Source organism: Brevibacillus antibioticus (assembly GCF_005217615.1).
Taxonomy (GTDB): Bacteria; Bacillota; Bacilli; order Brevibacillales; family Brevibacillaceae; genus Brevibacillus; species Brevibacillus antibioticus.
The window spans coordinates 4,673,571-4,695,000 of record NZ_SZNK01000001.1 but is presented as its reverse complement, the minus strand read 5'-3'; the positions used below and the strand labels follow the sequence as shown (position 1 = coordinate 4,695,000).

The following is a 21,430-nucleotide window of genomic DNA, read 5'->3' as shown; positions in this document are numbered from 1 at the left end:
AACAGGCTTATCTCCCCCAAGAGTCCACATCGACGGGGAGGTTTGGCACCTCGATGTCGGCTCATCGCATCCTGGGGCTGAAGTAGGTCCCAAGGGTTGGGCTGTTCGCCCATTAAAGCGGTACGCGAGCTGGGTTCAGAACGTCGTGAGACAGTTCGGTCCCTATCTGTCGCGGGCGTAGGAAGTTTGAGGAGAGCTGTCCTTAGTACGAGAGGACCGGGATGGACGCACCGCTGGTGCACCAGTTGTCACGCCAGTGGCACAGCTGGGTAGCTATGTGCGGACGGGATAAGCGCTGAAAGCATCTAAGCGTGAAGCCCCCTCCAAGATGAGACTTCCCACAGCGCAAGCTGGTAAGACCCCTCATAGACGATGAGGTTGATAGGTTCGGTGTGGAAGCGCGGTAACGCGTGGAGCTGACGAATACTAATCGGTCGAGGACTTATCCACACACTTAGCAATCATGCGTATTCAGTTTTGAAGGAATGAGGAGAAAAGCTGTATTCCCGATTACTTGTAAAAAGTAATGGAGAATACAGCTTTTTTTGTGTAATAAGTGTAACCGTGCAGAACGAATGCACGGTTTTTTGTTTTCTTTTTTTGTCCCTCTATCCTCCCCTACGCTAGAAACAATGGAGAGGAGGGGGAGAATGTCTATACATCCGTTACGACTATTGGCTATATTGCTTTTCGCAACATGTATAGGTGTAGCGACCTACATCATTTTGAAGCCGCATCAAGTGACCTATATACAATTGCGATCAACAGTGGAAAAAGAAAGTGGCCAATTACTTGAAGCGAGTGACATGGAGCCATTGACAGTGAAACTGGGAGGGATCTTTCAACAACCCATTGCCCCAATTCCAGGCTTGATTCCATGGGAAGAAGGACAGAGTCTCATCGGTTTAGCCTTCACCCGTCAAGTGAAGGGAGGCAGACCTTTATTGCAAAGTGATTTGGAGCGAACAAGTAATGCGCAAGGCAGCGGAGTGATAACCGAAAAAATGACAGGTATGAGTATTCCCGTAGACAATGTTGCAGGAGTTTCACCGCATGTATCAAGCGGAGAAAGGGTGCATGTCTATGCTTCCTTTGAAGATGAGGCAGGAGCACATTCTGGACTCCTATTGCAAAACATGCCGATCATTGGCATTCAACGCGAAATGGAAGGTGATCATCCCAATCTGGTAGCTGTTACTCTCTCCCTAACACGTGATGAGGCTGTTCTACTAACACACGCACTTCATTATGGAAAAATTAGATTGGGCTTGGCTGCAGTGAAGGATGGGGGAAATCCAGGAATAGGAGACGCAATATTCGCTTCAGAGTTAATGAAGACGAAAACACGCTGGGGTATTAAAAAGGAGGAGCATGAGTGAAAAGGCGTTTGCTCATAGTAGATGATGATCGAGATTCAGTTCGTTTGTTAACGGCGCAACTTATAAACAGCAGATGGATCGAAGTGTGCGGGGAAGCACTCGGAGTGGAAGACGCATGGGCGAAATTACAGGCAAACCAACCCCATTTGGTGTTGCTGGGTGGTATAAAGGGAACGGAAAGAGGTGTGTTGTGTCAGCAGTTTCGGCTAGCCTTTCCTCATCTTTCATTTATTGCTGCTTGCTCAAGCAATGAACTGATGTGGGAGCCTTTTTTCCGGAACTTAGGTTTATGGGTTATTACCAAGCCCATTGAGCCAGGGCAGATCGAAGCGTTAGCCATGATGATACAGCCTCAAGGTATGGTAGCAGAAGCTGCTCCACAACAACACCAATATGTAATCCAGGAACAAACCAAGAGCTATCATAGCCAGCCACCCTCATTCTCCGAGCCGATCAGAGATAGTCAAGTTTCTGAAATGATTCGTCCCAAACAGCTTGTTACTGTTTATGGCCCCAAAGGTGGGGTAGGAAAAACATTTATTTCTCGTGAGCTAGCGATTTTCTTTTCCATGCAAAAAAACGAGGGGGTTCCATTGCGGGTAATCGCTGTTGACTTCAATCTTGATCTTGGTACATTTGCGACTACCTTGAATCTTCCGCGTACCCCTAATCTTTTTACGTGGGTAAAGGATCTTGATGCTCAATTGCATTCGTTTATTCAGGATCAAGGAAAAGACCCGTATTCCATTAGCAGTGAGGAATGGCAGGAATACGCACAAGCCTTGCCGTTATCTCCTCAACATATCGAGAAATATGTGGTTGCTCATCCTGATACAGGCTTGCATGTGCTTACGTCCCCCCGTGATATTCGGCAAAGCTTTGAAATCCGTGACTATCATTTATATCTGATTCTCGAAACGTTAAAACAAAGCAACTACGACGTCATTCTTATCGATACGGCACCTGATACAACAGATGCAACGATTCAAGCTCTGTTTTTTGCAGAACATGTCGTGATGGTGGGAAATCCGGTGGTAGACTCCATTGAAAATATTCAACGATTGTTGAAACTGTTGCGAGAAGCAGAGTACCCTGAAGAACGCATTCAAATTTGCATGAATCGTTTGCAGCGGAAAGAAATGTTTACCCTAGATGAAATTCGTGCCTATTTCCAGCTCCATCCTAGCAAAAAGATCTTCTCAATACCTGACGATGTGGAAGTAAAAAAATCGATTAACACCGGAACGCCAGTCATGCTCCTGTCAGGGAGAATTCCGGCCAAGGAAGCCATTGAGACATTAGGAAAAGCACTGTTTCCCGTAGATGGGGAGCAAATGAAGGCTGCTGGAAAAGAGAAACAAAAAGAGAAAACTTCTCTTTTCAAATGGTTATGGGGATAAGGGAGGGTGTTATGTTCGATAAAAAACAGTTGCTAGGCATTTCTAATCAAGTCCGCACAGCGCAAGAATTACGATCATCGGGGAGAGGAATAACGGGAGTTCCTTCGACGCTTCACGAAAAGATGCAAGCCCCTGATCACGAGCGGACGAATGAAAAATGGGTTGGGCCAGATAGAGAAACGTTGATTCGTACCCAGATTGTTGAGAAATACGGAAAGCGATTATGGGAGGAAAAGCACTCTTCACTCTTTATGGATGAGCTGACGGCAGATATTCGGATACTGCTGGAGTCGCAAACGACGCTGACATCCATACAAATGGAAGCAGAAGTAAAACGGCTGCTGCATTCTTTGACGGGGTGGGGCCCATTAGACGCTTTATTAGAGGATAACGACATCACGGAGATTCTTTTTCATCGCTATAACTATCTCGTCATTGAAAGAAAAAGTACTGGTCGTCTTGAATCTCCGGACATTGCTGTTTTTCGCGATGAGGAAGAGCTGTTGCGCTTATTGGAACAGATTGCAGCGACAATGGGGCGTGAGTTCAATGAAACAAAAGCAGAGCTACATACACAGCTTCCAGACGGTTCCCGGGTTGCTGCTACGCATCGTTCTATTTCTCCCGATGGTCATATGCTCACGATCAGAAAACACCGTGAGCTACTCAGCGAGTCCGACTACTTGCGGTATGGTTCCATTTGCGAGCCGATGCTTCTCTTTTTAAACAGAGCCGTCCGTTTATCTCGTGCATCTGGCATTGTCAGTGGAGGAACAGGCTCAGGCAAGACACACATGCTCAATCTCATCTCCCAATATGTCCCTGATCACTTAAGTATTATTACGATTGAGGATGTTTTAGAGATGAAGCTTCAACATCCTTTTGTGCGCAGATTTTTAGCGAAACCTGCAAATTACGAGGGGAAGGGTGGGTTTTCGATCAAGGATTGTGTTCGTTTATCCTTGCGAAAAAGGCCGGATGTCATCATGGTCGGTGAGACACGAGGTGGAGAAATCGTAGATATGCTTTGGGCAATGAATACGGACCATCCGGGTAGCTGGAGTACAGCGCACGCAAACTCACCGCGAGCGTTGGTCGATTCAACATTGCCTATTTTATTTGGAAAAGCAGATGAAGGGTATAGTGCTGAGGAGCGCAATTTAATGATCGGCTCAGCACTGGATCTGATTGTTCAAGTAAAACGTTTTGAAGAAGATGGAAGTCGCAAGGTGGTTGCGATAACGGAGGTAGTGGGGACGGGTCAATCGCATGAAGAATGGATAAAACGAGCTTGCAACATTAAACAGGTTCTCCCTGATCGGGTGTATTTGCAGGATATTTACGTGTACGAAGCAACTGGGGTTGAGAATGGGAGAGTAAAGGGTCACTTCAAATGGACAGGCTATCGCCCAGAGCGACTGATTAAGCGATGGCTAGAAAAAGGCTTGTCTCGGGAGGAGATTGAGCAAGTCTTTTTCACCAAACCAATACCGCTATAGGAGGGGAAAGCATGGACATTAGCTTACCTGTTGCAATCGGGATGGGGATGGCCATCCTGTTATTGATCTTGCCCAACAAATTGTATATGCGAGAACCGACGGGGAAGCACGAAATCGTAGAGGGGTTGCAACAGGACAGGAAAACGATTTGGAAGCAGTTTGAGGAAAGGTTGGCGAAATCGCACTCAGGGTGGGGGGTAAACCAGTATGTGACTCTCTCTTTTTTATTGGGGATCGCGTCCTTTGGTGTGAGTAGTCAGATCTTGCAGTCTTGGTGGATGGCATTGCCTGCTTTGCTGGCAGGGATTATGTTTACCGAACGGTTCGTGAGTGTATGGGGAGCTCGTCGAAAGGACGATTTCGAAGCAGGCAATGTAAAAGCGATTCGTCTCATGGCCAGTTCTTTACGTACTTCTCCATCGTATTTGCATGCGTTTGAACAGGTAGCAGCTAGTCCATTTTTATCAGAAATCGTATTAGAGGAATACAGGCGTATTGTAGAGCTATTGCGGGCACAAGTTCCGTTAGAGCACGTAATGAATCGATTCTTTGAACGCACAGGATCAGCAGATGTCAAATATTTAGCGACCATTGTCCATATTCAACGTGAGATGGGCGGAGATATGGCCAAAACGCTCGATTTGGCTGCCTCTTCGATATTGCGGCGCAGACAGTCGCTCCGTAGACAAAAAGCAGCGATGGCACAGATCGTTGCACAAGTGAATTTACTAAGTGTTATGCCGTTTGTCTTTGTCATTGCGTTGTATGTGAATAATCCCAATCATTTCGAACCACTAACGGCCACAATCGGGGGACGGTTTCTTATTTTGGGAAGCTTGGCTTCCATTTTGATTGGGGGAGAAGCAATTCGTTATGTTGCGCATAAAAGCATAAGCAGGGGAGCATAGGAGAGGGTGTAATGTTCGTTCTCGTACTTAGTATATTGGCGACTGTTGCTATATTTCTGTACGGCTTGCCGTATTGTGTGAGTAAGGGAGGACCAATCTCCGCCACACTTTTGGGCAGGATTGACTCCGAGAAACAAGCCAAGCTTGAGCAATCGTTTCAACAAGGACGAAAAAGGTGGACACTGGTTCGAAGCTTGGAGAAAAACCAGGTACTGCTACAGTATTTCTACAAATGGACGGGTGTCGATAAGAAAAAAATAGAGGAAACATTAGCGCGTCTGGGGATCGATATAAGTCTGACAGAGATTGTTTTGTTCCGACTCATCAGTATGTGCTTCATCATTTCATCTCTAGCTTCATTGTCGATAATTATGGTTCATGGTGAAAAAATCGGTGTGGTGAATGGGCTTCCCCTAACGATTAGTTTATTTTTGTACTTGTTGCCGAACATGCTATTAGATCGGGCGGACAAGCGAGCAAAAGCTGAAATTCGAGAGCAGGTCCCTATCTTTTTCAGCATTGTGCAGTCATTGGTTGAAGCAGGCATGCCATTGCAACAGGCTGTAAAGCAGACAGCGAGGCGTTTTGATGCAAGACTTGGCAGAGAGCTCGCGAGCCTAGAAATGGGAGAAAAAAGGCATGGGAACTGGAGAAAGGCACTTGAAGAGCTGGCCTTTCGGTGGGAGGTAGATTCGTTGACTACCATCGCGCTAGAGATGAACGAGGCGATGAAAAAAGGGGTTAGTCTATCACAAATGTTGTCTGTCCAAGTAGAGGAGCAAGTGAGACAACAAGAAGACGAAGCTGCTACCCATATGAATCGGTTGAATATCAGGTTGTTGCCTTTTGTCATTTTGTTAATGGGTCTGCCGTTGTTGTTCTTGGTGATGGGTCCTGCATTCATCGGGATCGGAGAAAGCTTGTAAAAACATAAGCGCACGTAAATATTTTTGCGAGAGGCACTGTCTTTTGGCAGAGTGAAAATAGAACCAAAATCTCAATGAGGAGTGAATGGAATGGGAGCCATCGCAGATTACGTCAAGCGTTTTTGGTATGAGGAGGACGGTGTTACGATCGTGGAAATGGTCATTATCATTGCCGTCATCTTGATTGTGCTTATTCCGACACTGACACAGCTAGGCACTGCCGAAGACGAGAAGCTGAAGGAACTGCAAGAAAAGATTAGCAAATGACAAACGTAGTCTTGCTGGGCTTGTTAGGAATGGCAGCATGGATGGATTGGAGACAAAGAAAAATACCAAATACTCTTGTCTTCCCGACGATTGCTGTCGGCTTATGGTATCAGTGGGAAGGTGAATTAGTAACGGGAGCATTGCTAGGTGTGGCGGGAGCCTTTTTGTTGACAGTTGGTCCCGTAATCTTAAAAGGGATGGGGATGGGGGATCAAAAGTTGCTGATGGCTGTTGGTGCTTGGACGAGCTGGAGTGAGGTGTATTCTTTGTTTTTGCATTCCATCGTTATGTGCCTGATTGTTATGGTGTTCTATCCGCAAAATTGGGCTCGCCTACGCAACAATCTTCAAATCATAGCAGCTGGATGGACAGCTCATCGACAAATATGGCTTCCAGACAGGGAAAGAACAGCCTTGTCATTCCCCTACGCCGTATATTTGCTGGGTGCTTTTGTTTTCCAATCAATACGAGATGTCATCGGAGCAAACGGATGATCGCACGCATAGGACGAGTGATACGTGTGAGGGTGAAAGATGAGCGAGGCAGCCAAATGATTGAGTTTATTTTAGTATTTCCTTTAGTTTGGATCTTGATTGTATTCTCCTTTGACCAATTCAGCATGATGTACAACAAGCAAAAGGCATTGGCCGCTGCGTATGAGGCAGGGAGAATTGCTGCAGTGCAGCCCAATTTCGGTTTGGCCAAATTCCATGCGAAAGAGCGAGGCACATCGGAATTAGCACAAGGTATTGGAGTCCTTCACAAAGATGTGCAGCTGGAGCTTGATGGGAACGGCTGGAGAAAAGGCAGTCATGTAAAAGCTAAAGCAACAGTGTCATTTCGGCTTCTCGCTACGGGGGAATTATTCGAGATAACTGAAAGCTATAACATGATGGTTGAAAATGCGGAGGAGAAGCAATGAACGCTTCGTTGCATCATTTTTTGATTCGAGTGAAGGAAGAGCGCGGGGCAACTATGATTACTGTGCTCTTCTTTCTCTTCTGCTTGGGAAGTTTGCTCTCTATCCTGTTATTTTTGGAGCAGACAGATTATCTAAAAATGAAGATGCAGCATACTGCAGATTTGATTACTAAGGGAGCACGTGCAGCTGGAAAATGGGAGTACGTCGATTCAAACGGAGATAAGCAAATCAGATTGTTTGCGACAACAGAAGAAGCTGAACGGCGTGATGCGGATATCATTCGCGGGGCACGTGAAGAAGCGGGGATTCTTTGGAGGTTAAACAGGCCGAATCTAGAGGGGACAAGTGATGAGGTCTCTGTCATTCACCAAAAAGGTGAACGGCCTTATTTGTACTTGCAAGGAATTTATCATTTAGAAGTAAAGGTTGAAAAGAATATACCTGTATTTTGGGATGAGCTTTTTGTAAAAATGAACAGAGTTTCCCAGTCTGGAGTCTATGAATAAAGTCATAATTTTGTACAAAGGTACTGTTATTTTTGTCCTAATCCCGCATGGTAATTTAGTAGTATATTCCAGAAATGGGGATAGGAGTGAGATGACAGTGCCCTCAAAAATAGTCGATCGGTACAAACGAATTCTTAACGGAGAGCAAAAACGTTTTTCCCCGTATGAGTTCGAAGATGTGCAGTACCGAAAGCAAAAAGTCCAATTAGTTGTTAGATATGCGATTGAAAATGTAAAAAGGTGGACTCCTGAGCAGGCGAGACGTGAATTGAGCTTGCAGGATGTCAAAGAACTGAAGCTGCATTTGGTGAGAGAATTTATTGAGCCGCCTATCGAAGCAAAGGCTGAGGATGTTTATTACTTCGTAGAATTCGCTTATCCGTATTTGCCTCGGTTTTCAGAAGAGCAACGAGTGTTATGGGTTTACCAAGAAGTGCTTTCAGGCATAAGACGTCATTTTCCTCCTACTTATTTTCAGAGCATAAAGGGTGAGGAACGGGCAAAAATATGCGTCGATTATATGTGCAGGAATTTACTAAAGCTGGCAGATTTGCGTCAATTGCCAAGTATCTTCAGCAAAACAGAGAGAGCCTATACGCTCCTGAAAACATATAAGCTCAAGATTCTCGTCGATACACTCTATTTTTCACCCTTTGATATGGTCACTGAAATGTATCCCGAACTTAGTGACCCCTCTTATTGGGAAGAGTTATAAAAATATTTGCACAACCCTGCTGTCTTTTTTTACGGTAGAGATAGTTTCATAGGCTTATAAGCAGATGAAACGGCCGTACTCTACAGGTGAGAGAAGGAGGCGTTGTGTATGGCAACAGTAGAGGCTCACCAGAAATGCTCTGCATCCGTGGAGCAGCTTCTAGGGCGACAAGTACGCTACCAGAAGCACAAACCCGGCAGACATCTTTCAGTGGAAAGAGTTCCGCAGGGAGCGTTCCAGATTGAATCCGTACATCGATTTGGAGACAGAGTAGTACTCAATGACGGGCTAATTGTAATGGAGAATGCTCCAACCGTCATGGAGCGCGGGGGAAGGATCGCTCTTCTTTTCGCGACCGGAGAAGAACTTTACTTTGTAACGGAGTAGGTTCTCTTAATCGCCTTGCACGGGTGCGTGTGAGGCGACCCATAAAGCGAAATGCCTGGTTTATCAGGCTAAATAAGATTCGACGAGTCGAGAATGCTGTTGGGGAATATCTATCGTTCTATAAAAAGGAAAATGGGGGTATTTTGACGTGTTGGCAAAGAGTGCAATCGAATTAGTCAACCGCTGCTATGAGGAGACAAACAAGCTGACATTGTTGTCATTGGAAGAGTTTAAGGAATCTTTTATTGCTTTTGTTTTTGGAGATTACCAGGAAGAGTTTATGGTTCAGTATGATCTAGAAGAGTTTTATGAGCATCTGAATCAGCTTCAGTTATCGAATTGCCGGAGAGATTTTGATCGAGCAGTTGAGGAATGGTACATCACAGAGTATGGAAGCGGGTATAACGGCGTCAATTATCATGACATTTTGTTTACGCTCGTAAAGGAAGCAGTCGTTCGATACCAATCGTCAAATCGGATAGCACTCATCCGGGATGTAACCAAGCTTCTAACTATGCCAAATGGATTCCTCGCTCGATGGCAAAATGGGCAGATACGTGAACGTCCCATCCCTACCTATTTTAAATACTTAATGAAGCTCGGAGTTCGTACACATGAAGATATTCAAACGTTGGTAGACATGTGGTTGGTAGAATACCCAAACGCATTTAATAAAAAGCAGCAGGAGCTATTTGCCAATCCACCGAGAAGAGGAAGACCTAACAACGTTGAGCTTGCTCTGTTAATCGAGCTAGCCATGAAAGTGAGACCAGAAATGACAGCTCAGGAACGAGAGCGGCTGCGCAAAATATACTATTATCACCGCAAGTCCCTCACTGTTCGAGAGATGGTTGAGAAATTTGAGAAATACATCGCCAGTAAAAATAAATCAAATGATTCCCAGGTGGGATAATCATGTTTCACCAAATGAGCCGTTTTGTCTCCAGGTTCCGTGATTTGGAGCAGCAGGAGTTTTCACAGTCTATTGAGGAAGAGCGGCAATGGAGAGTACTTAAAGAAAAGCTTGCTTCGCCACAAATAGTTGAGCAGCAGGAGTCGTATCAGCGTAAATGTATTGCCGTTATGAGTTTGTACGCACAGGCTGGGGCTAGTTTTCTTGCAAGTAACCTAGCGTATGCATGGTCAGGAATAGGCATTCCTGTTACCCTTTGCGAGTTGCCAAAAGTGACTTCCTATTATTATTTTGCACTTGATTTTGAACGTAGAGCTCGACAACAAGTAAGAGATTCTCCTACACCATTGCTCCTCATGCAGAATAATCATCTTCGCATCCAGATAGAACCCCCAGCACAACTTCAGCACGAATCTTCTCAAGCAGATACAGCCAACTGGTTACTACGAATTTGTAAGGATAGTCCCATTGTTGTTATCGATGTTTCTTCCTACTGGAATGATATCCACGCCAAACAAATTTTAGAGCATGCCGACGAAATATGGGTAGTTTTTGATGCCGATTTGGCTCGACTTACCCGTTTGTTTCTGGTAGAGCCAGTTCCTGCTTGGTGGAAGACAGAAAGAAGAAAAATAAAAATGATAGCAAACAAGTGGAATAGCCAATTGTCTCGGACAAGCATCATGAAAAAAGTAGAAGGAACGCTCTCCCTTTGGGATCAGCAGCCTGGAGCTACGCAGGTAACTAACATGATTCCGTTGATGGATGGAGAGAAAACAGCAATGGCCAGCGCCAAAGCTAATCTACTATTGGAGCTTTTCCCGGAGGAAGAAATTGAGTTTCAGTCATTGATTCATGCTTATAAAGGAAGGATGTTATGAAGAAGCAAACATTGCTTGTCATTTGCTTAATTTCGTTTCTGCTAGCAGGGTCGTCCTTTTATGCAGCGACTCAATATATTGATGCGATGGCTGCAGAAAAGCTGTTTGCCCCAGTTGTAAAGGTAGCTGCAGGGAAAGAAATATCAGCCTTCGAGCCAATTACACAAAATGACGTGATACTTGTACAGGAAGAGGTGGATGAAATTCTTCCAGGTTCAGCGCGTGATTTGGATACCGTTCTCGGGAAAAGGAGCACGCAGACTATATATGAAGGCGAGCAATTATTAGTGGAAAAGCTGACAGAATCGCAGCTTTTACCGGAAAAAGGGGAGGCACGCTATGAGTTCCCCCTACTATCCATTCATCCTTTAACGGAATTACGCAAAGGCGATCATGTGAAAATTTGGGTCAAATACAAGAGTCCCTCGGAGCTACAAGGCTATCCTGCACCACTACATTTTCGAAAATCCAATGATACGGCAGATTTGTTATTTGAAAGTCAGCTTGCAAGCGTGAGGGACAGTAATGGTATCGAGATCTATACATTAAAGCCGAGCTTGTTACCATCGCCTGATCAGATGGATTCTATCTTTCATGGATCGCGAGAAAAGCCGTTGCAGAATGGCGAAAAACGATATCGTGACTATCGGGTTCAGCCAACAGCACTACCTGCTTTTATCGGCTTTAATTTGACAGACGAGGAGTATGTGATACTTAGCGAGGCAATGTCATATGGGATGCTTCAGGTAGGACATATCATGGGTTCAAAGGAGCAAGCGTCATGAAAATTTTAGTTTGTTATCCGATGAAGTCACTAGCCAAGACGTATATGCCTGTATGCAGTGATGTGCTGGTAGCTGAGTCGGCGGAGGAGTTTTCACGGCTTGTGCAGCTTTATATGCCAGAAGCTTCCGTGATCTTTTCCGAAATGTTCAACTCTCCCGTTTGGGAATGGCTTCCGGCACTGACAGCACAGCTCCCGCCTAACTCACCGTTAATTATTGTTCCTCTCTATCGGGATCAGAAGATGATCGAGAAGGTAGCTGAAGAGTCCGGTCTAGAGCATGTATACCTGTTATCAGCCCATTTATCTCAAGAAGAAATACGCCATCAAATCAGTCTGATTCTAGGCTTCGTGCAAGAGTGTGCAGATATCGGATCGTCAAAAGAAAAAGGGCTCGTTTACGCTTTATTGAGCTACGGAGCTTCTGGTATTACTACCTTTTGTATTAATTATCCCGTCATACTAGCGAGGCAGCATCCTGAAAAGCGAATTGTCGTACTTGATATGAATGACGCTAAGCCGGATTTAACACGTTTCTTCAAACTGCAACAACATCAATTATCTTTGTTTCGTCCCGACTTTATCGATATACAAACAACTGTCAAGCGTAACTGGAGCAATGTCTGCAAACAGAGCGCGCACTTGCCTAATCTTTATTACGCACATGCTGCTAGCAAATGGAAGAGCTCTGAATTAAGCAATCTAATCAGTGTGTTTCGCATGCAATTTGACTATGTATACGTCGATTGGGGTTACTGCTTTCCTGAATCTGAGACTTTACAGAGGCTGCTTCATACCGTTGACCGCAATCTTTTATTTGTGAGAGCTGATCCCTTTAGTATCGATAATGCCAGAGAGTGGTTGTACAAATGGAGAGAAAGAGGAGTGAAATGCGAGGTTCTGCTCAGTCATTTAGATCCTGGGCAACCCTTTCGAATCGGAGAGGATGTTTCGGTTTACGGTGTAGTACCACGCATTTCGGAGAGCAGGCTCATGCAATCTCATCAGAGCTGCAGTGTATTAATAGAAGAGTTTTTCCCTCCCAGATCGTACATCAGCAGTTTGAAGGAAATTGCTAAGGCACAATACATGGATAAAAGTGCGGTGTTTTACTGATGAGAGGGATAGAACGAGAACAACCAGTTGGATTGGACATCCAAACCATCGAGGACATGAAACAAGCAGCAAGAGATTATTTAAATCATTTTGGCAAAACTCGAGAAGAGAAGCTAGAGATGCAACGAATTCTCGCTTTGGCAGAACAGGGAGACCGTGATAGTCACAATCATATTATTCTGCGTTTACAGCATTATTTTGAGGAAGTCCTCCAACGACCAGTAACCGAACAAATTTTGCCGCATGTCAACGGTTACGAAGGTCTTACCTTTTCTACTTACGGGTGGGGCATACTCGATGCCGTCCTCCATTTGTCTCCGTGGGTAGAGGAAGTGCGAATTTCTGCAAACCGCAACATTGCATACCTGGAGCAAGGAGTCAAAAAATCTCTCCCTTACACGCCAAGTTGGAAAGAGGTTGAAACCCTCCAACAAAAGTTGACCAATACAGCGGGTCTATCTTTTAACGAGAAAAAACCTAGATTGAGTGGATATTTACATTCACTAAAAGCGAGACTGACCATGTTCACTTTCCCTTATTCCAGAGTTCCGACTATTCTGGTAAGGCGATTTACAACGCCTACTTTTTCGCTCGACCAACTCCGTACACAGCAACAGCCAGCCTTTGACGAAAGAATTCAATGGTTAATGGAACAGCAAGTGTACGGACGCAGCAATGTACTGGTTATTGGACCGATGGCTGCAGGGAAAACAACGTTGATGATGTGTATGTTGAAGTTGAAGGACCCTCGGACAGAATATATCACGATATTTGAAAGTGAACACGAAATGCGATTTGGTGATATATGGACTGGGGAAGTGATTGAACTCCAAAACGTGGAGGAAATCGGCATTGAATTAGAGCATTGCTTCAAAGACATGTACCGATCAACCGCAAATACGATTTTGATTGGAGAAATTCGTGAGCCTATAGAAGCGTACCATTTTATAAATGCCGGGATCAGAGGGACGGACGCTACAATCGGAGCGATGCACGAACGATTTGCTCATAGAGCTTTACATGATTTGACCGATCTTGTCTATCAATACGGAGGGCGGAGTGTCGAGCTGACCCAGGAACGGATTAGCAGGGCAGTCAATTTTGTCAATTCGCTTACATACCGTAACAGTGGTCACCGTTTTATTGATGCCATTCATACAACGGAGTGGAATTCATCTTTTAACCGAGTCGAATCTATTCCCCTTGTAGGTCGCAACATGCAGACGGGAGCTTATGAATGGACGGGGAATCAACTGAGCCCACATTTAGTTGAATACATGTGTTACGTCGGTAAAGCAGACATGGAAGTGTTGAGAGAGCTACGTCTTACCGATATAGGCAGGCAGCTATGATTTACATGTTTCTTTTCCCAGTGTTTCTATGTCTCTTTTCTGGCTTTCTGTTTCTTGGCTTACACCTGTATAAGGGATGGAGAAGTCCACGTGTATTCTTCCCGCGTACAGTTGAGGTATGGAGAGAGAAATTTTTAAGGCATTCTACCCGGCGTATGATGTATGAACGCTTTGAGCGTTGGTGTCAAATCGTAGGAGGTACACCAGAAGGGTACTTATTACTATCCATGATTGGCGGGATAGCTGGATTCATCTCGGGTATTTTGCTAGGAAATATGATTGTATCCTTATCGCTTTTTCTGTTATTCCTCTTGCTACCAACACTGATTCTATACGCACGCTATACCGTACAAATGAATAAAAAAATCAGCTCATTCTGTCGTTTCGTAGAGTTGTTTGCCCGTTATTATAACAGTCGCAAAAACATCGTCCTTACCTTTCGCGAAATGATAGAGGAATGCCCCAAAGAGTTATTGCCTGACCTCCTCCTGCTGAACAATAGCCTTTCGGATGGGGGAAATTCGGTTGCGGCAGTGGAACAATTTGCGCAGAGACTAGACCATCCGTGGGCTTTTGATTTTGCAACGTATATTTCCAGCGGTTTGGAAGGAGAAACAGAAGATATTCAATCACCACTAAATCGATTAACGAATGAAATGTTTGTACAACAAGATGAAAAGCATGAGCGTGATAGTGAAATATACTCCATTTGGATCAGCCTACTTATCGTCATAGCGATTTGCATCTGTTTAGTTCCTTACAATCAAGGGTTGCTTCAGGATTCCTATCGTCTCTATTTCTACACACCAGATGGACAAGCCATATTAGCGATTGCGGCGACTGTGTGGACTTTTTCGATCCTATTGGCTTTTATTTGGGGAAGGAGATATCGCTAATGCCAATGCTAATCATGTATACCTACCTTGGATTAGGCGCTCTATTTGTTTTTAGTGCAGCGTTTATGATCGGGAAGTATTTGTTTCACAAGCAAAAGCCGAAGCTGTTTGTTTCTGGGGTGTGGTGGGAAAAGTGGGAGCAGGCACTCAAGCCTGACGAAGACGACAAATGGGAGCAGTTACTATCGCGAGCGGGAAGGCCTTTTGGATGGGGTAAACCGGAGTGGGTGTTTCTGCAATTGTTGACTGGAAGTACCGTTTGCATCCTGATTCTTATGTGGGTTATCGTGAGTCGAATGGAGTCATTCCCACTTCTGTCGATGTGCCTGGCATCTGCAGGGAGTTACATGCTGCCGTACATGGGTTTGAAGATGTGGGCAAATCACAGGGAGGATATGCTGAGCACAGATATCGCCAGATTTATCAATCGCTATGTGACCCTTCTAGAAAATCAGGTGCCCATTTACAATGCCATGGTAAAGGCAGCAAGACCGACTAGAAAGCTAAAGGAGTATATCCCTACTTTATCTGAGTGGAATAGAGACTCTAATGAAGCACTTGAGAGCTTTAAATGCAAAATCGGTGTCGACGACGGAATTATCCTCGTATCAAGTATGCGTACAATTGAGACGCTGAGCGAAGGACAAGTAAGTGCAACTATGCAACGAATGGAATGGGCAGTCGATCATCGAAGAATGTTTCGTCATCGAAAAAAGATAAAGTCTTTAGGGATTGGCTACACGGTCATTGTCTATCCAGCATTTTACATGGGGCTATTGGTAGCCATGTTTCCGTGGTATAAGCTGCTTACAGAAATACTGGATAAATATTTGACCTGAGGAGGAGCAATTCATGACGAAGCTATTATCTATCATCATGTGCATCGTTTTCTCTTTAGGAATAATCGTTTCTAGCCTGTCTGAAATAAACACATCGGTAGTGAGAGAAGATGGGCTGAGAGCTCGAGCAGTTGGATGGATCGACAAAGCCATACCTTAAATCACGTATGAGAAAAGGGGAAAATTGAGATGTCGAAAATGTTTTTTATATTTTTAGCATGTGTCATGGTGTTAGGGATCGGTGTAAGCAGTTATGGCAATGAGTTAAGCCCTGCGGCAAACGATTCTGCCGAGAGCATTAACCAATCCATCACATCGCTGAACTACGATACTCGAAATGAAAACATCAACTTTAGGATGCAAAACGGCACATCCTATACGTCGTCTAAGTGATGTTGCACATCCACGTACTTCTCATCATTTCGATTATGGTAGGGAGCTTGTGCGCGGTGCTTTGGAATCTCCAACCAGAGGAGCAGCTTAAACAGACACAACAAGAAAGGGTGTATCGAGCAGCGACGGTCATCTTCCATTAAAGAAGAGCTGGCGTTTCTAAAACGATGGTGAAAGCAAAAGTCTTTCTTATTTGTCTACTGGTCCTTCTATTGATCACTTCCGCACTGGGAGCTTACCACTTGTACGCAATGGAAAGGGCGATTGCCCGTGGAATCTATGCTGACTTACTGGATGATATGCAGGACATCGGGTACTTGGAGCCTACTTTAGCAGATTACTATCTACTGAAAATGAAAGAACTGGGTTGGGAAGTGACAGAGGATGCGTTTGCTGGGAGCTGGCCTCGAACTGAGAGCGAGCGAGCTCGCAAAGAGCGGCAGGAGGCGATTACCTTGTCGGTTATCATCCAGCCTTCAAAAGTGACCCAATGGCTGCACAAATTTGTGGAGGGGGATACATCCTTTTCCTTTACGGGAAGCAGGCCGTCCGAATACTTTGATCCAGGGTGGTAGTGCATGAATAAAATGATTAGCATATTGGCTGTAATGGCTATTGTTTTGCCTTTGACGGTGGGCTTGCTTCTCACGGGTCCGCAAAATCTCCTTTCGGCATGCACGCAGTTTTTCGGTGATTTGCTCGCTGAAGTAACGCGTTTTGGTACAGGCTAATGGGTCAATTAATCGCTGTGATTCTAAACATTATGGTTATGCTATTCGTTCCATTAGGACTTTTACAGGTACATACAGTCGTTCAGGCCAGAAACGAATTATTGGAAGTGAGCGCGGCCGCCACGAAATACGTCAGCAACCACGGGGGGACAAGTGAAGCCAACTTGGAACAAGAGGTTCGGGCGTTGATCGCTCGGGAGCTGAGGGAGAAAAAGTTTTCCGTTCCAGATCAGGACCTGTCTGTCAGTGTCACTCGCACTCGATCACTTGATCCCGTCCTATGGAGCCACGAAGATGAATTTGTCGTGGAGCTGGCAATTCCATACCCCCGCTTTACCTCATGGATTCCAATGCCGGCTGATTCCTTGCAAGTTCAAAGAATAGGTACAGTTAACATCATGGACTACGATCTGTAAAAGCTCCTGTTAGGAGGCTATCGTTACGGGTATAAACATCTTATCCATTTCTACGATGCTGTTCTTTTTGCTGGTAGGTATGTTTATTGTAGATGCAGACATCGCCATGCAGAAAAAAACAGAAGTGAAGATACTCCTGGAGTTGTCTAATCATCACGCCACCTTTGCTGTTGATCCTATATTGAAAACAGAGGGTGTGATTGATCTGCTCGAAGACGAGGCTCTTGAACGTTTTGATGAAAGAATGTACGAGAATGGTGGCTACCGTCGTGAGCAAGCCATGTTCGTCCCTCAAGCAGACAGTGTGACTACTGATCCCATGCCTTTCTCACGCTATTATGTAGATTTCCGTTCGTGGCGCAATGATCTCCAATTACGCCTACAGTACAATGGGACAACACTCGTGACAGAGCGGGCAACGAAAGGACCTGCTCGTCCGGGAGGTGGCATGCTGCAGATTACCGTCGTAACTGAGGATGGGGAGGAACTGCAGCTCGCACCGAAGACAATGGTCGGTCCATCCCATGTCGTAGTTGCTTACATCGACGAGCGACCGTTTCTGCCGATGCTGCCGTCGCATTCGTTTCCAGTCGTATCTGTAGAGGAGTTGAAAGATTAATCAGACTTATTTGCAAATTTCAAATTCTTTTGGTACTATGTAGGAAAGTGCTTACCCAGCTTGCGATTGTGAGGAAGTCGCTCTCCAAACATCCCGTTCGCCGGTCCGTTAAGCATAGTAAAAGCGGGGTTATTGATTTGTTTGATAAAGATACCATTTATATCGTAGGCGATGCACAGTCCTCCTCGAACAATCCGATTACACAGCAATTCAGTGCTTTTTTTGTCGGATTGGTTGTCGATACTTCCAACGACAAGATCGTAGATGCGGCCTGTTCCTCCACGGTCCAATTGACGTCTGATTTTGCTCGGTCGATCTTTATCGGTCATTCGATTATGGCGTCGGAGGAAATTGGCGAAGAGATTCGCTTTCGGTATTTTGGATCTTCCCAAAAAACATTGATCGCAGCGTTTAAGGACGCGCAAAAGAAGTACAAACAAGCAGTTTCCACGAGAAATAAAGCCACAGTCACCAAATGAATACACCCGCTGCTTTATTTATTCGTATGCACGGCATACACGTAAGTAAAACCCAGCAAATGCCATGATTGCGTGCATTTGCTGGGTTTTTTGCTTATGAGGAGAGTTCAGTCACTGCCATCAACATGGTCTTACGGATTTTTGATGAAAAGGAGGAGAGTCCTTGCTATCTTTTGTCTTGCGCAGATTTATCTCCATGATCGTGACGTTATGGCTCATCATTACCCTCACCTTTTTCCTGATGCATGCCGTTCCAGGATCTCCTTTTGAAAAAGAAGGAAAGGCATTAAACGAAGCAGTTGCTGCCAATCTCAATGCCTACTACAACCTGGATAAGCCACTACTCGTCCAATACGGGCTGTACTTGCAAAAGCTGGTGCAGTTTGACCTTGGGCCATCGATTGCCAACAGCTCGGATACGGTCAACAAAATGATCGCCCGTGGATTCCCCGTTTCTTTTCAACTCGGTCTGATTTCTGTCGTCTTTGCGATTGTCGCTGGTATCGCGCTCGGTGTGATCGCCGCGCTACGACATAACCGTCTCATTGATTACCTTGCCATGATTATTGCCGTTATCGGAATATCTGTTCCCAGCTTTGTTGTCGCTTCCTTATTAATCAAATATTTGGCGGTCGAATGGAAGCTGTTGCCGACCGCAACGTGGGGTACTTGGCAGCATGTGATTATGCCAGCGCTTGCATTGGCATTTGGTCCGATTGCGATTATCGCTCGTTTGACCCGTACCAACATGCTAGAAGTGTTGACCCAGGAATATATTGAAACCGCTCGTGCAAAAGGGCTGTCTCCGGCGACAATCGTGTTGAAGCACGCACTGCGTAATGCGATTTTGCCTGTCGTCACGCTTTTAGGCGCACTGATTGCCAACGTTTTAACGGGAAGCTTTGTGATCGAAAAAATATTTGCGATTCCTGGGATGGGGAAATATTTCGTCGCTGGCATTAATAACCGTGACTATTCCGTCATTATGGGAACGACCGTTTTCTATAGCGCACTCTTGATCTTCCTGATGTTTGTCGTCGATGTCCTGTACGGCATCATTGATCCGCGAATTAAGCTACATCGAAAGGAGAGCGAAGGATGATCGTTTCTGATGATTTATTTATCCCCATGCGCAAAGACAGCCTCAATGCGGAAGCGATTGTGCGACCTCAACTGACGTTTTGGCAAGAAGCTTGGCTTCGTCTGAGAGGAAACAAGCTGGCTCTGATGGGGTTGGTGGTTATTATCTTGCTTGGGGTTATGGCTACAATTGGACCGATGATCTCTGGTCATGAATACGCCAAACAGTCGATTGTTATGAAAAACAAACCGCCATCGGAAGCGAACTGGTTCGGGACTGATGATTTTGGCCGCGATGTGTTCACGCGTGTTTGGTATGGTGCGCGCATTTCCCTGTTTGTCGGTTTGACGGCAGCCCTTATCGATTTTTTCATTGGTGTCTTGTATGGAGGAATTGCCGGATATTTGGGCGGGCGAATCGATAATATCATGATGCGCTTCGTCGACATTTTGTACGGACTTCCTTATTTGTTGGTGGTGATTTTGCTGATGGTCGTCATGGGGCCGGGACTTTTAACCATTATTATCGCCTTAAGTGCGACCGGTTGGATCGGGATGGCCCGGACTGTACGCGGTCAGGTCCTGCAAATGAAAAACTCGGAGTACGTACTGGCAGCAAAAACAATGGGGGCAAAGCCTTTCTACATCATTCGCAAGCACCTGCTGCCCAACACAATTGGCATCATCATTGTCTATGTCACGTTATCTGTTCCTTCTGCGATTTTCGCAGAGGCGTTTCTAAGCTTCCTCGGTCTGGGTATTCAGGCGCCAATGGCTAGCTGGGGTGTGATGGCGAACGATGGACTCCCCACCATTTTGTCCGGTCATTGGTGGCGGCTCTTTTTCCCTGCTTTCCTCATCTCGCTGACGATGCTCGCGTTCAACGTGCTCGGTGATGGTTTGCGCGATGCATTCGATCCGAAGTCAAGGAGGTAGGCAACATGGATAAAACGGAAAAGCTGCTGGAAGTCAGTGGGCTTCGGGTCACATTCAAGACGCATGGTGGTGAAGTAAACGCCGTTCGGGACGTCAACTTTACCTTGAACAAAGGGGAGACACTAGCGATTGTCGGTGAATCCGGATGTGGGAAAAGCGTGACTGCAAGGAGCATTATGCGACTGATCCCGGAGCATATCGGAAAAATCGCGGGTGGAAGCATTCATTTTAAAGGGCAGGACCTGGCAAAGCTGCCGGAAAAGCAAATGCGCGAGCTACGTGGGAAAGAAATTTCCATGATCTTTCAAGACGCGATGACGTCACTCAATCCGACCATCACCATTGGTGAGCAGATTATGGAGGGAATCATTCGCCATCAAAAGGTCGCCAGAAGTGAAGCTAAGCGGCAAGCGATTGAAATTCTCACCTTGGTCGGAATCGCCAATCCAGAAAGTCGTCTCAAGCAGTACCTCCATCAGTTCAGTGGTGGGATGCGCCAACGGATCATGATTGCGATTGCGCTTGTCTGTAAGCCATCCATTCTGATTGCGGATGAGCCCACGACAGCGTTGGATGTAACGATTCAGGCGCAAATCATCGAGCTGTTCAAAAGTATTCAGCAAAAGACGGGAGTCTCGATCATTATTATCACGCATGATTTGGGAGTCGTCGCCAAGATTGCGGATCGGGTCAACGTTATGTATGCCGGAAAAGTGGTAGAGTCCGGGCCAGTTCGTGACATTTTTTACAATCCGCAGCATCCGTACACCAAAGGTTTGCTGGCGTCGATGCCCCGTTTGGATGCGGATCGCTCTATTCCGTTGAGTCCTATACCCGGAACACCCCCGGATTTGTTCAGCCCGCCAATTGGCTGTGCATTCGCTGCGCGCTGTGATTACGCGTTGGAAGTATGCCGGAATTACCAGCCTGCCCAGACCCATGTCCATAGCAAACACGCGGTTTCCTGTTGGTTGCAGGACCCACGGGCGAAGAAGGTGCTGGCGTCGATGCAACCGCCAACGGGGACCTGATTCATGGCTGTCGAAGGCAATGCATTCGTGTAAAAGAGGGTGTCGTCCGACGGCG

General features: G+C 45.6%; 27 protein-coding genes and 1 rRNA gene (1 of these 28 running past the window's edge). All 28 read left to right on the top strand.

What is annotated here, in order from left to right:
* Window positions 1-450: ribosomal RNA gene (locus tag E8L90_RS22635) — 23S ribosomal RNA — on the top strand; it begins 2,479 nt to the left of the window's first position.
* Between the two features lie 200 nt (window positions 451-650).
* A complete protein-coding gene (gene cpaB, locus E8L90_RS22630) occupies window positions 651-1,379 on the top strand; it encodes a Flp pilus assembly protein CpaB (RefSeq protein ID WP_137031460.1) in 729 nt (242 codons plus the stop codon).
* Window positions 1,376-2,779, top strand: coding sequence for a CpaE/TadZ family protein (locus E8L90_RS22625; protein WP_137031459.1), 1,404 nt, complete (start codon window positions 1,376-1,378; stop codon window positions 2,777-2,779). The genes cpaB and E8L90_RS22625 overlap by 4 nt, the downstream gene beginning before the upstream one ends.
* A gap of 11 nt (window positions 2,780-2,790) precedes the next feature.
* Window positions 2,791-4,278 carry a TadA family conjugal transfer-associated ATPase gene (locus E8L90_RS22620; protein WP_137031458.1) on the top strand — a complete coding sequence of 496 codons (1,488 nt, stop codon included), beginning with the start codon at window positions 2,791-2,793 and terminating at the stop codon, window positions 4,276-4,278.
* An 11-nt stretch (window positions 4,279-4,289) separates the two neighbouring features.
* Window positions 4,290-5,186, top strand: a complete 897-nt coding sequence (locus E8L90_RS22615) for a type II secretion system F family protein (protein WP_137031457.1) — start codon at window positions 4,290-4,292, stop codon at window positions 5,184-5,186.
* An 11-nt stretch (window positions 5,187-5,197) separates the two neighbouring features.
* Entirely contained in the window at window positions 5,198-6,112 is a 915-nt protein-coding gene (locus tag E8L90_RS22610) for a type II secretion system F family protein (RefSeq protein WP_137031456.1), read from the top strand.
* 90 nt (window positions 6,113-6,202) lie between these two features.
* Complete coding sequence (locus tag E8L90_RS22605) at window positions 6,203-6,379, top strand: hypothetical protein (protein ID WP_017246982.1); 177 nt, start codon at window positions 6,203-6,205, stop codon at window positions 6,377-6,379.
* Window positions 6,376-6,873: an A24 family peptidase gene (locus E8L90_RS22600; protein WP_137031455.1), complete on the top strand. Its 498-nt coding sequence runs from the start codon at window positions 6,376-6,378 to the stop codon at window positions 6,871-6,873. Before E8L90_RS22605 ends, E8L90_RS22600 begins: the two co-directional genes overlap by 4 nt.
* Complete coding sequence (locus tag E8L90_RS22595; RefSeq protein WP_137031454.1) at window positions 6,870-7,301, top strand: TadE/TadG family type IV pilus assembly protein; 432 nt, start codon at window positions 6,870-6,872, stop codon at window positions 7,299-7,301. The genes E8L90_RS22600 and E8L90_RS22595 overlap by 4 nt, the downstream gene beginning before the upstream one ends.
* Window positions 7,298-7,807, top strand: coding sequence for a hypothetical protein (locus tag E8L90_RS22590; protein ID WP_137031453.1), 510 nt, complete (start codon window positions 7,298-7,300; stop codon window positions 7,805-7,807). The genes E8L90_RS22595 and E8L90_RS22590 overlap by 4 nt, the downstream gene beginning before the upstream one ends.
* Before the next feature lie 97 nt (window positions 7,808-7,904).
* Window positions 7,905-8,522, top strand: a complete 618-nt coding sequence (locus E8L90_RS22585; protein ID WP_137031452.1) for a DUF4046 domain-containing protein — start codon at window positions 7,905-7,907, stop codon at window positions 8,520-8,522.
* 108 nt (window positions 8,523-8,630) lie between these two features.
* The gene (locus tag E8L90_RS22580) at window positions 8,631-8,909 is read left to right on the top strand and encodes a hypothetical protein (protein ID WP_047074827.1); all 279 of its coding nucleotides are present in this window, start codon (window positions 8,631-8,633) and stop codon (window positions 8,907-8,909) included.
* 148 nt (window positions 8,910-9,057) lie between these two features.
* Window positions 9,058-9,822 carry a hypothetical protein gene (locus tag E8L90_RS22575; protein ID WP_137031451.1) on the top strand — a complete coding sequence of 255 codons (765 nt, stop codon included), beginning with the start codon at window positions 9,058-9,060 and terminating at the stop codon, window positions 9,820-9,822.
* 2 nt (window positions 9,823-9,824) lie between these two features.
* The gene (locus tag E8L90_RS22570; RefSeq protein WP_137031450.1) at window positions 9,825-10,703 is read left to right on the top strand and encodes a CpaE/TadZ family protein; all 879 of its coding nucleotides are present in this window, start codon (window positions 9,825-9,827) and stop codon (window positions 10,701-10,703) included.
* Window positions 10,700-11,488 (top strand): SAF domain-containing protein, encoded by a 789-nt coding sequence (locus tag E8L90_RS22565; protein WP_137031449.1) that lies wholly within the window; start codon window positions 10,700-10,702, stop codon window positions 11,486-11,488. Before E8L90_RS22570 ends, E8L90_RS22565 begins: the two co-directional genes overlap by 4 nt.
* Window positions 11,485-12,603, top strand: coding sequence for a hypothetical protein (locus E8L90_RS22560; RefSeq protein ID WP_137031448.1), 1,119 nt, complete (start codon window positions 11,485-11,487; stop codon window positions 12,601-12,603). Before E8L90_RS22565 ends, E8L90_RS22560 begins: the two co-directional genes overlap by 4 nt.
* Window positions 12,603-13,955, top strand: a complete 1,353-nt coding sequence (locus E8L90_RS22555; RefSeq protein ID WP_137031447.1) for an ATPase, T2SS/T4P/T4SS family — start codon at window positions 12,603-12,605, stop codon at window positions 13,953-13,955. The genes E8L90_RS22560 and E8L90_RS22555 overlap by 1 nt, the downstream gene beginning before the upstream one ends.
* Window positions 13,952-14,851, top strand: coding sequence for a hypothetical protein (locus E8L90_RS22550; protein WP_137031446.1), 900 nt, complete (start codon window positions 13,952-13,954; stop codon window positions 14,849-14,851). Before E8L90_RS22555 ends, E8L90_RS22550 begins: the two co-directional genes overlap by 4 nt.
* On the top strand, window positions 14,851-15,690 hold the full coding sequence (locus E8L90_RS22545; RefSeq protein ID WP_137031445.1) for a hypothetical protein: 840 nt from the start codon (window positions 14,851-14,853) through the stop codon (window positions 15,688-15,690). Before E8L90_RS22550 ends, E8L90_RS22545 begins: the two co-directional genes overlap by 1 nt.
* A gap of 13 nt (window positions 15,691-15,703) precedes the next feature.
* Window positions 15,704-15,850 carry a hypothetical protein gene (locus E8L90_RS30365; RefSeq protein ID WP_167497616.1) on the top strand — a complete coding sequence of 49 codons (147 nt, stop codon included), beginning with the start codon at window positions 15,704-15,706 and terminating at the stop codon, window positions 15,848-15,850.
* Window positions 15,851-16,334: 484 nt separating this feature from the next.
* Complete coding sequence (locus E8L90_RS22535; RefSeq protein WP_244297539.1) at window positions 16,335-16,658, top strand: hypothetical protein; 324 nt, start codon at window positions 16,335-16,337, stop codon at window positions 16,656-16,658.
* Between the two features lie 3 nt (window positions 16,659-16,661).
* Complete coding sequence (locus tag E8L90_RS30360; protein ID WP_007725191.1) at window positions 16,662-16,814, top strand: hypothetical protein; 153 nt, start codon at window positions 16,662-16,664, stop codon at window positions 16,812-16,814.
* On the top strand, window positions 16,814-17,230 hold the full coding sequence (locus E8L90_RS22530; RefSeq protein WP_137031443.1) for a hypothetical protein: 417 nt from the start codon (window positions 16,814-16,816) through the stop codon (window positions 17,228-17,230). Before E8L90_RS30360 ends, E8L90_RS22530 begins: the two co-directional genes overlap by 1 nt.
* 55 nt (window positions 17,231-17,285) lie before the next feature.
* Window positions 17,286-17,849 (top strand): hypothetical protein, encoded by a 564-nt coding sequence (locus E8L90_RS22525; protein WP_137031442.1) that lies wholly within the window; start codon window positions 17,286-17,288, stop codon window positions 17,847-17,849.
* A 137-nt stretch (window positions 17,850-17,986) separates the two neighbouring features.
* Window positions 17,987-18,328 (top strand): DUF3870 domain-containing protein, encoded by a 342-nt coding sequence (locus E8L90_RS22520; protein WP_137033560.1) that lies wholly within the window; start codon window positions 17,987-17,989, stop codon window positions 18,326-18,328.
* A 163-nt stretch (window positions 18,329-18,491) separates the two neighbouring features.
* Window positions 18,492-19,430 (top strand): ABC transporter permease, encoded by a 939-nt coding sequence (locus E8L90_RS22515; protein ID WP_137031441.1) that lies wholly within the window; start codon window positions 18,492-18,494, stop codon window positions 19,428-19,430.
* A gap of 26 nt (window positions 19,431-19,456) precedes the next feature.
* Entirely contained in the window at window positions 19,457-20,344 is an 888-nt protein-coding gene (locus E8L90_RS22510) for an ABC transporter permease (protein ID WP_425267135.1), read from the top strand.
* A gap of 5 nt (window positions 20,345-20,349) precedes the next feature.
* On the top strand, window positions 20,350-21,375 hold the full coding sequence (locus E8L90_RS22505; protein WP_137031439.1) for an ABC transporter ATP-binding protein: 1,026 nt from the start codon (window positions 20,350-20,352) through the stop codon (window positions 21,373-21,375).
* The last annotated feature ends 55 nt before the right edge of the window (window positions 21,376-21,430 follow it).

Coding starts and splice junctions, on each gene's coding strand:
- cpaB (WP_137031460.1), top strand. CDS start 651: ATGTCTATACATCCGTTACGACTATTGGCTATATTGCTTTTCGCAACA.
- E8L90_RS22620 (WP_137031458.1), top strand. CDS start 2,791: ATGTTCGATAAAAAACAGTTGCTAGGCATTTCTAATCAAGTCCGCACA.
- E8L90_RS22615 (WP_137031457.1), top strand. CDS start 4,290: ATGGACATTAGCTTACCTGTTGCAATCGGGATGGGGATGGCCATCCTG.
- E8L90_RS22610 (WP_137031456.1), top strand. CDS start 5,198: ATGTTCGTTCTCGTACTTAGTATATTGGCGACTGTTGCTATATTTCTG.
- E8L90_RS22605 (WP_017246982.1), top strand. CDS start 6,203: ATGGGAGCCATCGCAGATTACGTCAAGCGTTTTTGGTATGAGGAGGAC.
- E8L90_RS22600 (WP_137031455.1), top strand. CDS start 6,376: ATGACAAACGTAGTCTTGCTGGGCTTGTTAGGAATGGCAGCATGGATG.
- E8L90_RS22595 (WP_137031454.1), top strand. CDS start 6,870: ATGATCGCACGCATAGGACGAGTGATACGTGTGAGGGTGAAAGATGAG.
- E8L90_RS22590 (WP_137031453.1), top strand. CDS start 7,298: ATGAACGCTTCGTTGCATCATTTTTTGATTCGAGTGAAGGAAGAGCGC.
- E8L90_RS22580 (WP_047074827.1), top strand. CDS start 8,631: ATGGCAACAGTAGAGGCTCACCAGAAATGCTCTGCATCCGTGGAGCAG.
- E8L90_RS22570 (WP_137031450.1), top strand. CDS start 9,825: ATGTTTCACCAAATGAGCCGTTTTGTCTCCAGGTTCCGTGATTTGGAG.
- E8L90_RS22565 (WP_137031449.1), top strand. CDS start 10,700: ATGAAGAAGCAAACATTGCTTGTCATTTGCTTAATTTCGTTTCTGCTA.
- E8L90_RS22560 (WP_137031448.1), top strand. CDS start 11,485: ATGAAAATTTTAGTTTGTTATCCGATGAAGTCACTAGCCAAGACGTAT.
- E8L90_RS22555 (WP_137031447.1), top strand. CDS start 12,603: ATGAGAGGGATAGAACGAGAACAACCAGTTGGATTGGACATCCAAACC.
- E8L90_RS22550 (WP_137031446.1), top strand. CDS start 13,952: ATGATTTACATGTTTCTTTTCCCAGTGTTTCTATGTCTCTTTTCTGGC.
- E8L90_RS22545 (WP_137031445.1), top strand. CDS start 14,851: ATGCCAATGCTAATCATGTATACCTACCTTGGATTAGGCGCTCTATTT.
- E8L90_RS30365 (WP_167497616.1), top strand. CDS start 15,704: ATGACGAAGCTATTATCTATCATCATGTGCATCGTTTTCTCTTTAGGA.
- E8L90_RS22535 (WP_244297539.1), top strand. CDS start 16,335: ATGGAAAGGGCGATTGCCCGTGGAATCTATGCTGACTTACTGGATGAT.
- E8L90_RS30360 (WP_007725191.1), top strand. CDS start 16,662: ATGAATAAAATGATTAGCATATTGGCTGTAATGGCTATTGTTTTGCCT.
- E8L90_RS22530 (WP_137031443.1), top strand. CDS start 16,814: ATGGGTCAATTAATCGCTGTGATTCTAAACATTATGGTTATGCTATTC.
- E8L90_RS22525 (WP_137031442.1), top strand. CDS start 17,286: ATGCTGTTCTTTTTGCTGGTAGGTATGTTTATTGTAGATGCAGACATC.
- E8L90_RS22510 (WP_425267135.1), top strand. CDS start 19,457: ATGCGCAAAGACAGCCTCAATGCGGAAGCGATTGTGCGACCTCAACTG.
- E8L90_RS22505 (WP_137031439.1), top strand. CDS start 20,350: ATGGATAAAACGGAAAAGCTGCTGGAAGTCAGTGGGCTTCGGGTCACA.